Raw genomic sequence first — 16,311 nt, forward strand, 5'->3', positions numbered from 1 at the left:
GAATTAATATACCCGTACCGCCAACAATTATTAGTAGTTTGTCTCTTTTACTAATCTCATTTTATTTTTTTATAAATTTTTTTCATAAAACACTTAGTGCTAGAGATTTATAATATATATTACCATTAGTCGTTGCAATTATAAGGTAATATGTATACTCAAAACTTACAGCAGAATCAAGTGATTCAAAATTTAATCATAAAATCTAGTACAGACAATGGCGTAGTTATTTCAGGTTATGCTAGTGTTTGTAATATTTCTGACCAGCATAATGACCTAATTGTTAAAGGAGCTTTTGCCTCAGCTAATCATTCGCATATCAAGTTTCTTTGGCAACATGATTGGCAAAAACCAATAGGTGTAATTAAGTCTTTGATAGAGGATGATTACGGCTTAAAAGTTGAAGCTGTAATTAATAATAAAATTGAAAAAGGCAAAGAGGCTATAGAACTTGTCCGTCAAGGGGCAGTTGATAGTCTTTCCATCGGTTTTAATATAAAACTATCAAATTACAATAACTTAAATCAAAGAGTTATCACTGAAGCTGAATTAATTGAGGTTAGTATAGTAACTTTTCCAGCCAATTATCATGCTAAGATTTCGCATATCACAAAACAAATATATTCAAATGATACAATTTTAATGGAGAATAACATGGATACAGAATTAATGACCAAACAAAACAATAATGAGATGAAAATCAATGAGTTACAGGAAAAAATATATAATCTAGAAAATTTTTTGTCTCGTCCAGAAATAGGGGGGATGCAAGATATTGAGTATAAAACAGCTTTTGATAGTTATATTCGTAAAGGTAGCCAAAGTGAATTAATCCAAAAATCTTTAAATAGTGGGGAGCAGGAAGGTGGGGTATTATTAGTACCAGCTTTATATAATAGTATAATCACTGAGATTAACGCTAGATCACCTATGAGGCAATTAGCATCAATTGAAATAATTTCTAGTAATGCCCTTGATATAGTAATTGAAGATGGCAATTTTGCTAGTGGTTGGGTTGGCGATCTAGAGGCAAGAGATGAAACAACTGCTCCTAAATTAAAGCAACAGAGAATTTTTGTACATGAGCTTTACGCTCAGCCAAAAGCTAGCCAAACTTTGATAGATGATTCCGCTATTAGGATAGAGAACTGGCTGATAGAACGTTTAAGAGATAGTTTTGTAAAAGCCGAAAATGATGCGTTTATTAATGGAGATGGTAAGACGAGACCGAAAGGTATTTTATCTAGATATCATGATAAAATAGAACATTTTGATATGGGTGAGCAAGTTACCGCAGAAAAATTACTGGATTTTATCAATTTGCTTGATGAAGAATATTTGGCAAATGCTAGTTTTTTAATGAACCGTACTACCTTGTCATTCATTCAAAAACTGCAAGATAATAATGGTCGTTTTATTTGGCAGCAGTCGCTCTCGGACTCTTTAAAGCAAACAATTTTTGGAGTGCCTGTGGTTTGTTGTTCTGAAATGCCCTCGATAAAGAAAGATAATATTGCAATTGCCATAGGTGATTTTAAATCAGCATATAAAATTATAGATCGTGGTGGTATTAATATCATGAGAGACCCTTATACCGATAAGCCATTTGTAAAATTTTATGCAGTCAAAAGAGTAGGGGGCGATGTAGTAAATCAGAGTGCTATTAAATTGGCGATGTTTGGCTGAGCCAGAAATAAAAGGCCTATTAGCGAAGTGCTACTGTAAGGCTTAAACCGTCTATTAGCGAGCGAACGTATGTGAGCATGGCAATCCATGAAGCTTGTCATATAGATTGCTTAGTTGCCACAAAGTGGCTCTTCGCAATGACGCTAGGCGTCAACTTAAGAGCGTAATGATTGAACATGTATAAACAAATTAAACACAGCCGTCATAGCAAGGCATCGTTAGATGCCGTGGCGATCCAAGTAAACAGTGAAGCTGTTTTTTTAGAGTAAAGCTTCGCGTATCCTAGATTGCCGCGTCGCCGCTTGCAGCGGCTTCTCGCAATGACGATCCCGCTTACGCGGGGATTATATCCTTTTTTGTTAGGTATTATATGCATAAAGAAAATATATTTAAAGTTATTGAATTAATTCCTCAGACTATTTGGACTTTAGTAGAAGTTAAAAACTATATGAGGATAGAAGGTAATTATGATGATGATTTAATTAATAGTCTAATAAATGCGGCAATTATGGCCGCTGAGAATTTTACTAAACTTACGATAATAACAAGGAGGATAGAATTTATTTGCAATATTAAAAATCAGCAAAATTTTCAGTTAAAATATCAACCGATAAAGGAGCTAGTAAAAATTACTCTAACAAATAGTGATGGATCGGCGATTGATTTGCAATCTAGGCAATATCACCTAGATATGGCTAGATCATTATTATGTTTAAATAAAAAATTAGAAAATTGTCAGCTAATGGTTGAATATTTTGCTGGTTATGATAGGATTAGTATCCCAGCATCAATAAGACATGGAATATTAATGCATATAGCAGAAATGTATGACAGAGAAAGGCAAAATGCTACTTCTTTGTCAACGGAAGTTAAAAATTTATATTTAGCATATAGACAATTAAAAATATAGTTAAAAATGAAAAAATCAGTAGCACGTAGTTTGCAGCATCAGGTAAAAATTTTAGAAAATTTTTCTACAAGTGAAATAGAGCAAGAAAAATGGCAAGAGAAATTATCTGTTTATGCTGAAATAAAACCTATTTGTGATAATCGATTTATATCGATAGAACCTGTGAATTTTGGTCATATTATGACGGAAGGGTTTTATCTGTTTAAAATAAGATTTATCAAAGGCGTTACCACCAAGATGCGTATATCATTTAGAGATAGGCAATTTGAGATTAAGCGGATTATTAACGTGGCAGAACAAAGTAAATTCTTGAATATCGTAGGGCTAGAAATATATGTCTGTTAATTTTATTCATGATTTTCACATGACAATATATAAATTATTATCTAATGACCAAGATATTAGACTTAGCGTTGATCGAATTTACATATCGGTAGTCCAAGATGCAAAATATCCGTTCTTACTAATAAATATTTTGAAAGTTGAAAATATATCAAGATTAAATCAAAATATTTACCAGGTGGAATTTGAGATAAGTGCTTTTGCTAGGGATAAAAACCAAGGTCTGTTGACTTTACTTGCTGAAAAAATTACTAATAAATTAACAGCTAATGTATGTATTCTTCAAGATTATATGGTTGCTAGTATGAAAGCATGTAATATAAATTTTCAGCGTAGTTCTGACCTTATAACTACTAAGCTTACGATAGATTATAAAGCTTTATTGAAGGGGAATAGTTGATGAAAATAAACTATTCCATATACTCAAAGATTAGAAGATGATAGAGTTGATAATATTGAAGGAAAAGGGAGTAATTGATATGGAAAAATATTTAGACCCAACAAATGATAGTCTGTTTAAGAAAATCTTCCGTGATAAGGAGAATTTAAAAGAATTTCTTAATAGTGTTCTTGATTTATCTGAAATGTACAGAATTAAGGAAATTGAATTTATTCCAGTAGAAGAATTAGCGGGGATTCATAAGGGTAGGAGAAGTGTATTTGATTTAAAAGTTAAAGATGAATCAGGAAACTGGTACATTATCGAAATGCAAAAAAGAAATGAAACCAATTATTTAAAAAGAGTACAATATTATTCTGCCCATTCATATGTTGGGCAACTTATAGAAGGTTTAACTCACTTGGATTTATTGCCAGTAATAGTGATTTCATTGGTAAAAACTAGAATATTTGACAAAGAAGTGCCTTATATAAGTATTCATAAAAATGTTGAGACTACTACTAATAAACAATATTTATTTGACCTCTCTTATATATTTATAGAGCTTGGAAAATTTAAAAAAACACAATTAACCAGTGTTGCTGATGAGTGGTTACATCTATTCAAATGTGCAACACAAGAGACAGAACCACCTAAAGATATTAAGAGCAGTAAGGTATTAGATGCTTACCATATGATTGAACGGTATAAGCTTACCCCAGCAGAATACGACTTATATATTAGAACCAAATTGCAGGAAGATGCAGAAGAAATTGCTCTAGAAGAAAATTTTAATAAAGGTAAAGCTGAAGAAAAAATAGCAATGGCAAAAAAAATGCTAGCTAATAATGAGTCGATAGAAAAAATAGTTAAATATACAGAACTATCAATAGAAGAAATAGAACAGCTAAAGAAATAGGCTTTGTATACTCAAATGATTTGGAGAAATTAAATGATTAATCTTGAACAAGAAGGTTTTTTATTATTGAAATCTATCTTAAAAAAATATCCATATACATTTCAAGCATATGGCTCTCGCAGTAAAGGTAGCAATAGGAAATTTTCTGATCTTGACCTTTGCATTATGGAGCTAATAAGTGATGAAGAATTACTTAACTTGCAAGAGGAATGAGAATGTAAACAATCAGGCTTAAAGCGGTTTGACGCCTGATTGTTAAATATTTCATTTGCTAATAGATTAAAATGCATTAGTACCAGCCGCTTCAAGAATGCATTTTTTTGATATTCTAGCCAGTTTTGGATTAAAATTTTTAATTCTAATCCAAAACTGAAGTTTATAGGAGAAATTATGAATTTTCATGATATACGTATGCCAAAATTTATTGAAACTTTTGCTGTTGGCAGACCAGAATTTGCTACTTCTTGTGCTATGACATTATCGGGCAGGGAAGTGAGAAATTTAGATAGAGAATATGCTAAACAAAAATATTTGATTAAAAATTGTCGTCTGAGTAGTCTCGAATTTGAACAGTTTAGTTCTTTCTTTAGAGCAAGAAGGGGAGGGAATTTTGCCTTCCGCTTTAGAGATAATGTCGATTATCAAGTATCAAGGCAAATTATTGGCAAAGGTGATGGGGAATTAACCCAATTCCAACTGGTTAAACTATATGAAGACCCAATTTTGCCCTACGCTAGGATAATTAGTAATACCAATTCCCTAATTTAAATTAGTATAAATAGTAGAAAAAAGATGAGATTATGTTATAATATTCCAAGTTTATGAATAAATTAAGGAAAGGAATATAATGGGATGTCATCAAAGATTAATAACAGAAGAGTTATACCAACGTGCTATTGAGCAGCTTGCAAGCATGAACCGAGATAATAGAGTTGCTATTAGACTTATGGCTATAATTGCTGCTAAAGAAAATGGTGTTGGTATAGTATGTAAGGTATTTAATATAACAACCAATACGCTTAGGAACTGGGTAAAAAGCTTTGCTCAAGGTAATGATAAAAGCCTTGAATATAAACAAGGTAGAGGACGAAAAAGTAAATTAACAAAAAATTGTTGTGAAGCAATAAATAAATGGTTACAAGACGATTGTAACATGACAATAAAAAATATCATCATAAAACTTAAAGAAAATTTGGAGATTGATGCTAGTAAATCGGCTGTACATAGAGTATTACAGAAACTTAAATTTGCATACATTACCCCAAGACCAGTGCATTACAAACAGAATAAAGAAACTCATGAAGGGTTTAAAAAAAACTTCAAGAAACAATAACAAATAACCCTAGCAGTTACTTGTATTTCTTTGATGAATCACGTTTTGGGACTCATTCTAAATTAGGTTATGGTTGGTTTCGTAAAGGTAGCAGAACTCAAGTTAAAGCCAAAATGGGCTTTCAAAATTTCTATGTTTATAGTGCGGTTAACCCAATCACAGGTGATGATTTTACTTTAATGATGCCAAATGTCAATACCGTTTGTTTAAATATATTTTTGGCAGAGATGTCTAAACAGATAGGAGAACAAAAAGCGATTATTGTTATGGATTGTGCTGGATGGCACAAAGCTAAAGAGCTAATTATTGCAACAAATATAGAAATTCTTTATTTACCCCCATATTCTCCTGAATTGAATCCGACAGAGAAATTGTGGCAATATTTAAAGTCTAATACTATAAAGAATAAAGTATATGACACAATCGAACAACTAGAAATAGTAGTATGTTCCTGCCTTAAAAATTTAAATGCCTCACTAATTAAATCGATTTGTTGTATGAATTATTTGCTAAATTAAATTAGGGAATTAGTATAAACCGGTATTTGCTAGTGGAGAATTCTATGTTAATGATATCAATACAGAGGTGCAAGTTGATTATAATACTGGAGTAGTAACCTTGCCAAAACCATTAGATAAAGATCAAATTTTGACAGGTAATTTTATTTTTGATGTAGCTGTGCGATTTGCTAGTGATAGTTTTGAGTATTTTTATTCTTCTGATGGGTCAATAGAATTATCTCCCATAGAATTATTGGAGGTTATATGACAGTAGCTTTAACAGAAAACATTGATAATCCCATAGCTGAATTACAGGGGTTTACTTATTGTTTCCATATAAAACTACAAGACAATCTTGATCTGTATCTTACCGAGTCTGATAGATCTTTATCAATTGATAATATAATATTTGTTCCGAATTCTGGAGTGACTTTAAAGGAAGGAGGATTTAATGATTCTGCTCAGAATTACATTATCTTAGAAGGAGTTTTTGAGAATGAGGGAGTAAAGCAACATTATGATTTAGCCCAGGCTATGGTCAAGATATATGTTTGTTTTGCTAACTCTTGTAGGCATTTTGTTACTTATCGCTGCATCACTTATACTAAAAGAGATTTGGATTTTACTTTACGTTTAGAGCCAAATATAGATGTATATAATCAGTCGTTACTGCAATCTTTTAGTAAGAATTGTCGTGCTAATTTTGGTGATTTGAAATGCAAAATAGATAAAACAGTTTATAGTCAGATATATAATATTAAGGAAATGTTTGGTAGAACTATGGTTATCTCAAACCTTGATAAAGAAAATGGTTATTTCAATTACGGGGATGCTATTTTAGCTAATAGTCAAGCTGATGTTCAATTTTATAGTAAAATCCTTAGTCATTCTGAGAATTTAATTACATTGGATAAAACAATTCCCGATAGTATGAAGCATAACAAAACTGTTTTACTTACTGTAGGTTGTGATAAAAAATTTACAACTTGTTGCAATAAGTTCAACAATGCAGTAAATTTCAGAGGAGAGCCATTGATTCCTGATGATAATTTTATCAAAGTGATTTAGGTAAGGCAGAACTATTAAAATGGCTGCTGATCGTCTATTAGCGAGGAGACCGTAGGTCGACGAAGCAACCTATATGACAAGTTGTTTCATGGGGGTTGCCACCATAACTGTTGAAAGTTTACAAATACCTATACCACAGCGTCTATTAGCGAGCGTAAGCGAAGCAATCTAGGAACAATCATAGATAAATGATGTTACTAGATTGCTTCGTCGACCTACAGTCTCCTCGCTAATAGACGGTTTAAGCCTTACAACAGTGCTTCGCTAGTAATAGTTAATGGCAATTACTAGAACCTTTACCCATCCCTACTGTAGTGTTATAGCCACAATCTACATAATGTATTTCACCAGTAACTCCTTCTGCTAAGTTACTCAGCAAATATAATGTCGCCCCTGCAACATCACGCTGAGAAGTGTTTCTGCGTAACGGTGATGCAGCTTCATGGAAAGCTAACATAGTTTTGAAATCACTAATACCACTAGATGCTAGAGTTTTTATAGGACCAGCTGATATGGCATTTACTCGGATGTTATCTGATCCCATATCAGTTGCAAGATATTTTACACTAGATTCTAACGCAGCTTTAGCAGGTCCCATGACATTATAATTAGGAACTACTTTTTGTGAGCCATAATAAGTTAGGGTAAGGATACTACCACCATCTTTCATCAAAGGTTCTGCACGTTTTGCCAAGGCAATTAGAGAATAACATGATATATTCATGGTATTAAGAAAGTTAGACAATGAGGTATCTATGTATCTGCCTTTTAATTCATTTCTATCAGAAAAAGCAATAGAATGAACCAAGAAATCGAGTTTGCCCCACTTCTGCTCAATAATTTTAAACAAATTATCAAGTGATTCTTCATCTGTTACATCACACGGAACAACGAAATCACACTTAATTTCTTCAGCAAGTGGTATAACGCGTTTTTCAAGTACTTCTCCTTGATAGGTAAAGGCTAAGTTTGCACCATGTTCTTTGGCCATTTGAGCAATAGCCCAAGATATTGATAAATTATTAGCGACACCTGTAATTAATCCTTTCTTACCATCAAGCAAAGCAGTGACTTTAACTTGCATATATATTCCTTATTTTTATTAAAACCTTGCCCAAACAATAGCATGATGTATATTTTTGTAAACAATTTTTATCAAAGTAACATTAATGTTCTCATCCAAAATATTCACCCTGATTTCAGGTATGATTAGTGCTTTAGTTTTTGCTCCAATTTTCTTTATACCTGGATTATTTGCCTTGGCACTGCTATGTTATCAAGTACAAATTGCTAATAGCTGGAAAGAAGCTTCTATATTAGGTTTTATATTTGGCTATGGGCATTTTTTAGTCAGTATGTACTGGATTAGTATAGGGGTTACTGTTTATATTGATGAATTTTGGTGGGCAGTGCCACTGGCATTATTTGGTCTACCAATTATTTTGGCTTGTTTCATTGCTACAATCTGTGGTTTCGGATTCCTAGCCAAGAATCATCATTTTTATCAGTTTATTTTTTGCCTTTATTGGGTATTTTTTGAATGGGTAAGATCATGGATATTTACCGGATTACCATGGAATTTGCTTGGATATGCTTTTTCATTTTCTGATATTCTAATTCAGTCTTCTAGTATCATAGGAATATATGGTTTAAGTTTTATTGTAATATATATATCAACTAGTTTTTATCATATCTTTACTAAACAATATAATCTATTAAAAATATTATTAGCAAATTCATTGGTAATAATCGCTCTAATAACTTCCTATGGTTTATTAAAGCTACATAACAATCCTACCAGCTTCTCAAATATAAAAGTCCGACTAGTTCAGCCAAGTATTCCACAAATTGCTAAGTGGGACGTTGAAGAATTTTGGAAAAATTTTAATCTTCATATCGCATTGTCTAAAGAGCCGGGCAACGTAGACCTAATTATATGGTCGGAAGCTGCTATGGTAGCACCGCATGATTACCAACCAATCAAAATAAAAATATTAAAGATGCTAAAAATTAAAAAGGCAATTTTAATTACTGGTGGTATAACAAATAATGGTAAGAACGGGGAGGATTTTGAAATTTATACGAGTTTATACGCTTTAACAGAAGTGGGAAATAAATTATTTGAGTATCATAAATCTCATTTAGTACCATTTGGTGAGTATATGCCTCTCAAATGGCTATTACCATTTAAGAAATTAACCGCTGGGTTGTTAGATTATACCGCAGGAGATAGACAGCTCGTTAGTCTTGATAAACCTAATATAACCATAAAACCACTTATTTGCTATGAATCAATTTTTCCAAATTTTGTCCGAACGAGTAATAAACTCTCAGATGTGATCATTAATGTCACTAATGATGCATGGTATGGAAACTCCACTGGTCCATACCAACATTTACAGATTAGTCGTATGCGTAGTGTAGAAAACGGTCTTCCTATGCTTAGAACGGCTAATAATGGTATATCGGCTGTAATAGATCCCGTAGGCAGAATTATTCAACAACGTCACATCAATGAAGTAGGTTATATAGATAACTTACTTCCTAACAAGCTAAAATTTGAAACTTTATATTCACAATTTGGAGATATATGTGCCTTGTTAGCAATAATAACTACCCTTATTAGTTACATATTAATAAAAAATATTATTAATATCAATAAAAAATTACTTGATTAAGCTAGAATATTATACTATCATTAGTTGTAATAGGTAGAGAAATATTAAATTATTATAACAATGAATAAATATAATGAATCAAAAGAAAGAATAAATATAATTGTAGGTATGCGTTTAAAAAAGCGTCGTATAATGCTCGGCATGAGCCAACAAGAATTGAGTGAAGCTATTAATCTTAGTGTAAAACAGATACAAAAATATGAAAATGCTACTACCCCCATAGCTGGCAGTATATTGTATTTTTTTGCAAAAATATTAAATGTATCTATTGAATATTTTCTTGATATGACTAAAACTACTGAGGTATCAGAGGATTACCTATTTGGTACGCAAGACAACAATAGTCTTGTAAATAATATTATTGCTGAAGATAAAGCAGAGTATTTAGTACCTTTAAAATACGACACAGAAAAAGAAGTATCTTATCTTGTGGAAGGATTTACCGAGATTCAAAATCCACATATTAGGCAGAAAATAGTTGAACTGATTAAGTCAATAGTAGCATCTCAAGGTAATCAAATATAAACCGTAGTAATTAACTAGCTTTACAAGTTGGTCAACTATCGAATTTGGGATAAGAATTGACTAATTCTTATCCCAAATTCGCGTAGCTAGGGTTATTTTTTTGCTTTACTAGCATCAATATCATAAAAACTCCTTGCTCTTTCAACTATCAGATCAAACTGTTCTTCATTGGGAGTTTGTGGTGTAGCTCCTTCAATAAATGTTTTACCAATAACCCCTACATCATCAGCACTACTGCTAGGTAAATGCTTTGGATGCATGTAAAAATACCAATTTACTGCTTGCCCAGAACTAGTTTTACCATTACCTAAATTAACTGAAATTAAATATTTCACATCTTCAGTATCTTGGTTTTTTAACATAATTAAATGTCCTTGGCTAGGAGTCATTGCATTATCATTATCAAGTTCTTTAGCACCAAGACCGGTACAATCTACTATATATTTAGTTTTAATTTCTGCAAAATTTTGAATTTTATTTTTAATAATTCCGTCATCGTAAGCTACCATAACTCTTGTTGTACCATTACCAAAATCAAGTACTACATCTTTGGCTGGTTGCATTACCCCGGCAGTTACATAAGGTTCTAGATCTGATTCTTCCCTAGTTGGAAAGTAAGCTGGCATTATAACAGCTCCATCTATAAAATTACTCTGTTGTTTTTTAGCAATAGCAGAATAAACTTTATAAGCATTAACAGCTATTTTATTCATCATGGGTCTTGCATTTGGTGGATAATCCATGAAAGAAGGCTTAAGCAATCCACCAGCATTATTAGAAGCCAGTCCATCAAATTGGTCAGCAATAATAGTGATGTTACTATACCCCTTTTCAATCAGATCATAAGCACTCCATAACCCCATAACACCAGCTCCGATAATAGTAATGGGAGTATCAGGTTTTAAATCAGTAGCATATTCTGATTTTTGCAATAATTCATTAACATAAGCAATAGCTCCTGGTGCTAATGTCCAACCGCTACCACTATGACCATAATTATGGGCAATAACTTTATCACCTAGCTTAGTAACAGTCATATTTGGTATACCATGCCTTGTAGGGCGATAACATATAATTCTTTGACCAAGATTAACAGCTTCTAGTTTTAGTGGGACAATTTTTCGTATTTCAGGTTGAGCTTGTGGTTGAGCGTACACCGTTGGTAACATAAATATTAGAACCATAGCAAAAGATTTAACAGAATTAACCAATATGTTCCAATATTGATATAGAGTAGGAGGTAGTAACTTCAATAAGGTGGTAAACATATTTAACTCATTAATTAAAGTTGATTATTAACTATTAGCAACATCATACGCATTAGTCTATTATGTAAATAAATCTGATCTAAAGATATATTATTTTTATTAGCAATATGTGATAATTTCCTTTCAAACAGTAGTTGAATATATAAGATGTGTTTTAGTAAATAAAGACATAAAATTTTTGGAAGTGGCACTTGCTACTATTTCTAGGTTTGTTTCCTTTATTTCAGCTATTTTTTCTGCTACATATTTAACAAAAGCTGGCTCATTTTGCTTTCCACGCATTGGAACAGGGGCTAAATAAGGAGAATCTGTTTCAATTAATAATCTATCTAGTGGAATATAACGTACTATATCCTGTAAACTAGCTGCATTTTTAAAAGTTACAATTCCAGCAACCGATATATACATACCAAGGTCAAGCATTTTTTTTGCCAAATGTTCTGAGGAGGTAAAGCAATGAATAAGACCGGTAAATGGTGCATTTTGCATTTCACTGCTTAAAATATCAATGGTGTCTTCTTCTGCTTCTCTTGTATGTACTATAATTGGTAACCCGGTACTTTGAGATGCTTGTATATGCTGTGCAAAAGAACCAATCTGTTTATTTTTGTCGGATGTTTGGTAATAATAATCAAGACCAGTTTCACCAATACCAATAATTTTGGGGTGATTACAATATTCCATAATAGTTTCGTACGAGACAATTTCCTTGACTTCATTGGGATGAACACCGCATGAGGCAAAGATGTTTCCGTATTTTACGGTTATTTCTAAAATAGCTGGTAATTCCTCAAGCGTAGTACAGATAGTCTGCATGTACTGAACACCATTATCCTTAGCCCGAGCTATTATTGCCGATAAATCTTCTTTTAACATGTTAAGGTGACAATGAGAATCAATTAATATCATGAGCGTATCCAATTTTTTGAGACTATTCTATTAGCAATTATATTAGCAATTTTTTCTACTTCATTAAGTGGGATATAATTATACTGTTCAAGCTGAGTTACAGATTCGTCTAATATTCTCGCTATTCCTAATTCTACCAATTTTTGTATAAACGATAGATGTTTAGGTAATTTAAAATTATTAGGGCAAAATATGTAAAGAGGCTTGCCGGTGGAGGCTGCCTCACTACACATTGAAATCGAATCAGCAGTGGAAATTATGTAATCTGCCTGTGATAACATACCAAAATAAGGGTTAGGTTTAGTGTTTTCCTCTGTTGGATCGTAAATAATAGCAGAGGAAGATACATTGTTTTTAATAATTTCTTTTGCTGAATTGGGGGTGCGTCTACTAAAACTAATAAACAAGCTATATTCTTTGCTTTTTTGTATAAGATTAGATAATATTGTTACAATTTGGCGAGCATTATCATCGGTAAAAGTATAATTTTTACTATTACCACCGATAATTACTGAGATAAATTTCCCAAGTTTTGGATAATTTTTACGTAATTCAATGCCACCATCCTGTATTTTTGCTTGGACATTGTTCAGAGCCCCAGTAATTCTCAATATACTCAAATCACTTGAGTACATATTTAGTTCTTCCTTACTAACTTTATCATGGTGTGGTAAAATAATTAGATCAAATTGCTTGAGCGGTAGGTTAGGGTGCATAATTTGAACAATTTTTATTCTACCATTAGACTTATGTTTTAAATAACTTGCTAAAGAAGCAGTTCTTCTCCCAGCAGAAATTATTAAATCTGGGAATCCTTGCCTGTCTGTAATAGTTTCCCACGATTGTAATAGTTCCTTTTTTACATGGATAGGGCTTAATCGAAGTAAGAAATTTGGCAAATTACCCCAAAAATTATATTCAATAGGTTTTAATTCATAACCAAGCTTGATATTTTCTGCTAGAGCTATGGCTTGATTAACGTTACCTACGCAGCTGTCAGCTAGTACCCAAATTTTAGGTTTAGTAGTATCTATCATATTTTTTTCTATCTATATTATTATTCCTAGCTCAAGCCTTATTAATAGCCAGTTGACCATTAGTTGATTTTATGTTTACCGTATCACCGCTCATAATACTACTCGAAAGAATCATTTCGGCAAAATGATTCTGTAGTTCTCGTTGAATAACTCTCTTTAATGGTCTAGCACCAAACATTGAGTCATAGCCTTTATCAGCAAGGTAATTTATAGCTGATTCATCAAATTGCAATATAATATTTTGTTGCAAAAGAATTTTTTCCAAATTATCCAGTTGTATTTTAACAATATCATGTATGTTGGCACGATTTAGTTTATGGAATAGAATAATCTCATCTAGCCTATTTAAGAATTCAGGTTTAAATACAGCTCGTACATATTCCATTACTTGTTCTTTGATTTTATGTTGATCATCTTCTTCTCGTTGATTAATAAGTATTTCAGCTCCAAGGTTAGAAGTAAGAACAATAATGGTATTTTTAAAATCAACGGTTATCCCTTGACTATCGGTTAGTCGTCCTTCATCTAAAATCTGCAGCATGATATTAAAAATATCTGAATGAGCCTTTTCTACTTCATCAAATAAAATAACTTGATAAGGTCTCCTGTACACTGCTTCTGTTAAAGTTCCTCCCTGTTCATAACCAACATATCCTGGGGGTGAGCCAATCAAACGTGATATGGAATGTTTCTCCATATATTCAGACATATCAACTCTGAGAATAGCGTTACGATCATTAAATAAAAAAAGTGCTAAAGCTTTGGTTAGTTCAGTTTTCCCAACACCAGTTGGGCCTAAGAATAAAAATGACCCAAGTGGTCTATTAATATCTTGCAAACCAGCACGAGATCGACGTACGGCATCGCTGATTCCTCTTATAGCTTCATCTTGACCGATCACTGACTTGCGAAGTTTATCTTCCATAGCTAGTAGTTTCTCACGTTCGCTTGATAGCATTGTATCAATCGGTATACCAGTAATTCTAGATATGATTATAGCTATATCGTTTTCCGATACGACTTCTTTTGATAGTTTGTTATCTCCTCCTTCTATTGCTTGTTGTAGTTTCTTAGTCAAATCAGGAATAATACCATATTTTAGCTCACTAGCCCGTGCAAGATCGCTACTTCTTTCTGCTCGTTCAAGTTCTGCTTTAGCTTTTTCTAGTTCCTCTTTTAATTTTTGCTCAATATGTATTTTTGATTTTTCAGCTTGCCAGCTAGCACTCATATCATAAGAAAGAGATTCAAGTTTTTCTAATTCATCTGTTAAGAGGATAATTTTCTTTTTTGAATGTTCATCATTTTCTTTTTTTAGAGCTGCTAGTTCAATCTTTATTTGAATAATACGGCGATCAAGTTCATCCAATTCTTCCGGTTTAGTAGATAATTCTATTTTTAACCGACTACATGCTTCATCAATCAGGTCAATAGCTTTATCTGGTAAGTAACGATCAGTAATATATCTATTAGATAAAGTGCTGGCAGCAACTATAGCACTATCAGCAATTCTTACACCATGATGTAATTCGTATTTGTCCTTAATACCACGTAAAATTGATATAGTATCTTCTACTGTTGGTTGGCTAACATAAACTGCCTGAAACCTTCTAGCAAGAGCTGTATCTTTTTCAATATATTTACGGTATTCATCTAACGTGGTAGCACCAATACAATGGAGTTCTCCTCTAGCAAGCATGGGTTTTAGTAAATTTGATGCATCCATAGCCCCATCTGTTTTGCCAGTTCCTACTAAAAGATGTAGTTCATCAATAAATAAAATGATTTCCCCGCTAGATTCTTTAATTTCACTTAGTACAGCCTTTAAGCGTTCTTCAAATTCACCGCGGTATTTAGCCCCAGCAATTAAAGCTCCCATATCAAGTTCAATGATACGACAATTTGCTAGTGTTTCTGGAATGTCTTGGCTAAAGATTCTTTGAGCTAACCCCTCTATTATGGCTGTTTTACCAACTCCTGGCTCTCCTATCAGTACTGGATTATTCTTCATTCTTCTTGATAAAACTTGTACGGTTCTTCTAATTTCCTCATCTCTGCCAATTATTGGATCAAGTTTACCAAGTTCTGCCAGCTCAGTAACATCTCTACCATATTTCTTTAGGGCATCGTAACTACTTTCAGAAGATTCGCTATCTGCTTTCTTACCTTTTCTTAACTGCAGAATTGCGGCGTTTATTTTTTTACTAGTTATTGAATTATCCAATAAGATTTTACCAGCAGGTGTTTGGTCATACGATAATGCTTCAAAAACTCGCTCAATAGTGATAAAACTATCAGCATTATCCTTAGCAATATCTAGGGCTTTATTAAGTAATTTTAAGCTTTCCGATGATAAATAAATCTGTCCTCCTCCCTCAATTTGTACTTTTGGGATTTTGTTTAATTCTATAGTTACAGCTTTATTTAAATCGTCTAAGCTACTACTCAAAATATTAATGAGATTAGTAATAATGCCGCTATCATCATTTAACAAACTCGCCAGTATATGTAATGGCAATAGTTGCTGATGATCATTTTTTGCTGCTAAGCTTTGGGCATTAGAGATGACAGATTTTGTATGTGTAGTAAATTTATCCATGTCCATTTCAATAACCTTATAAATTTTAAATTAGGTCAAACTTTACTAGAATATATCATACTATTTGACCCCACTAAGTATTTTATATTAATATTTTATATAATTAATGATTAATAATAATACAAGGGGCTATAACCATAACTATTGAAAGTTTACAA

At 32.4% G+C, this 16,311-nt stretch carries 17 protein-coding genes and 1 pseudogene; 13 read left to right on the forward strand and 5 right to left on the reverse strand.

The features are described from left to right. Positions 1-150 precede the first annotated feature (150 nt). The 11 genes and pseudogenes from ACFEL1_RS00375 to ACFEL1_RS00425 all read left to right on the forward strand — a co-directional run bounded on the left by ACFEL1_RS00375 (position 151) and on the right by ACFEL1_RS00425 (position 7,137). Entirely contained in the window at positions 151-1,686 is a 1,536-nt protein-coding gene (locus ACFEL1_RS00375) for a phage major capsid protein (RefSeq protein ID WP_375331092.1), read from the forward strand. 370 nt (positions 1,687-2,056) lie between these two features. Then, positions 2,057-2,596, forward strand: a complete 540-nt coding sequence (locus tag ACFEL1_RS00380; protein WP_375331093.1) for a head-tail connector protein — start codon at positions 2,057-2,059, stop codon at positions 2,594-2,596. A 6-nt stretch (positions 2,597-2,602) separates the two neighbouring features. After that, a complete protein-coding gene (locus ACFEL1_RS00385; RefSeq protein ID WP_342278464.1) occupies positions 2,603-2,941 on the forward strand; it encodes a phage head closure protein in 339 nt (112 codons plus the stop codon). Then, positions 2,931-3,338, forward strand: coding sequence for a hypothetical protein (locus tag ACFEL1_RS00390; RefSeq protein ID WP_375331094.1), 408 nt, complete (start codon positions 2,931-2,933; stop codon positions 3,336-3,338). The genes ACFEL1_RS00385 and ACFEL1_RS00390 overlap by 11 nt, the downstream gene beginning before the upstream one ends. A gap of 79 nt (positions 3,339-3,417) precedes the next feature. Continuing rightward, the gene (locus ACFEL1_RS00395; protein WP_375331095.1) at positions 3,418-4,236 is read left to right on the forward strand and encodes an Rpn family recombination-promoting nuclease/putative transposase; all 819 of its coding nucleotides are present in this window, start codon (positions 3,418-3,420) and stop codon (positions 4,234-4,236) included. Between the two features lie 33 nt (positions 4,237-4,269). Beyond that, positions 4,270-4,449 (forward strand): nucleotidyltransferase domain-containing protein, encoded by a 180-nt coding sequence (locus ACFEL1_RS00400; protein ID WP_375331096.1) that lies wholly within the window; start codon positions 4,270-4,272, stop codon positions 4,447-4,449. Between the two features lie 177 nt (positions 4,450-4,626). Next, entirely contained in the window at positions 4,627-5,004 is a 378-nt protein-coding gene (locus ACFEL1_RS00405; protein ID WP_375331097.1) for a DUF2460 domain-containing protein, read from the forward strand. A 79-nt stretch (positions 5,005-5,083) separates the two neighbouring features. Continuing rightward, positions 5,084-5,569 carry a helix-turn-helix domain-containing protein gene (locus ACFEL1_RS00410; protein ID WP_375330797.1) on the forward strand — a complete coding sequence of 162 codons (486 nt, stop codon included), beginning with the start codon at positions 5,084-5,086 and terminating at the stop codon, positions 5,567-5,569. Positions 5,570-5,589: 20 nt separating this feature from the next. Next, positions 5,590-6,087, forward strand: a complete 498-nt coding sequence (locus tag ACFEL1_RS00415) for an IS630 family transposase (RefSeq protein WP_375330791.1) — start codon at positions 5,590-5,592, stop codon at positions 6,085-6,087. 28 nt (positions 6,088-6,115) lie between these two features. Next, positions 6,116-6,337 (forward strand): annotated as a pseudogene (locus tag ACFEL1_RS00420) (DUF2460 domain-containing protein); the annotation flags it as partial. Continuing rightward, on the forward strand, positions 6,334-7,137 hold the full coding sequence (locus tag ACFEL1_RS00425; protein ID WP_375331099.1) for a DUF2163 domain-containing protein: 804 nt from the start codon (positions 6,334-6,336) through the stop codon (positions 7,135-7,137). The pseudogene ACFEL1_RS00420 and the gene ACFEL1_RS00425, both read left to right, overlap by 4 nt. Before the next feature lie 274 nt (positions 7,138-7,411). Here ACFEL1_RS00425 and ACFEL1_RS00430 read toward each other — a convergent pair whose 3' ends face one another. Then, the gene (locus ACFEL1_RS00430) at positions 7,412-8,221 is read right to left on the reverse strand and encodes an enoyl-ACP reductase (RefSeq protein WP_375331100.1); all 810 of its coding nucleotides are present in this window, start codon (positions 8,219-8,221) and stop codon (positions 7,412-7,414) included. Positions 8,222-8,306: 85 nt separating this feature from the next. Here ACFEL1_RS00430 and lnt point away from each other — a divergent pair, with 85 nt between their 5' ends. Together lnt and ACFEL1_RS00440 are read left to right on the forward strand one after the other, a co-directional pair. Further along, on the forward strand, positions 8,307-9,815 hold the full coding sequence (gene lnt / locus ACFEL1_RS00435) for an apolipoprotein N-acyltransferase (protein WP_375331101.1): 1,509 nt from the start codon (positions 8,307-8,309) through the stop codon (positions 9,813-9,815). Between the two features lie 60 nt (positions 9,816-9,875). Beyond that, positions 9,876-10,340 carry a helix-turn-helix domain-containing protein gene (locus tag ACFEL1_RS00440; protein ID WP_341761007.1) on the forward strand — a complete coding sequence of 155 codons (465 nt, stop codon included), beginning with the start codon at positions 9,876-9,878 and terminating at the stop codon, positions 10,338-10,340. Between the two features lie 92 nt (positions 10,341-10,432). On the opposite strand, the gene ACFEL1_RS00445 is transcribed toward ACFEL1_RS00440, so the two are convergent. From ACFEL1_RS00445 to clpB, 4 genes are all read right to left on the reverse strand, one after another. After that, entirely contained in the window at positions 10,433-11,608 is a 1,176-nt protein-coding gene (locus ACFEL1_RS00445) for an FAD-dependent oxidoreductase (RefSeq protein WP_375331102.1), read from the reverse strand. Between the two features lie 123 nt (positions 11,609-11,731). After that, positions 11,732-12,514 (reverse strand): TatD family hydrolase, encoded by a 783-nt coding sequence (locus tag ACFEL1_RS00450; RefSeq protein ID WP_375331579.1) that lies wholly within the window; start codon positions 12,512-12,514, stop codon positions 11,732-11,734. Further along, complete coding sequence (locus ACFEL1_RS00455) at positions 12,514-13,554, reverse strand: mitochondrial fission ELM1 family protein (RefSeq protein ID WP_342278473.1); 1,041 nt, start codon at positions 13,552-13,554, stop codon at positions 12,514-12,516. The genes ACFEL1_RS00450 and ACFEL1_RS00455 overlap by 1 nt, the downstream gene beginning before the upstream one ends. Before the next feature lie 31 nt (positions 13,555-13,585). After that, positions 13,586-16,159, reverse strand: a complete 2,574-nt coding sequence (clpB, locus tag ACFEL1_RS00460) for an ATP-dependent chaperone ClpB (protein ID WP_375331103.1) — start codon at positions 16,157-16,159, stop codon at positions 13,586-13,588. Between the last annotated feature and the right edge of the window lie 152 nt (positions 16,160-16,311).

Origin of the sequence: Candidatus Tisiphia endosymbiont of Oplodontha viridula (assembly GCF_964264865.1) — a bacterium.
GTDB lineage: Bacteria > Pseudomonadota > Alphaproteobacteria > Rickettsiales > Rickettsiaceae > Tisiphia.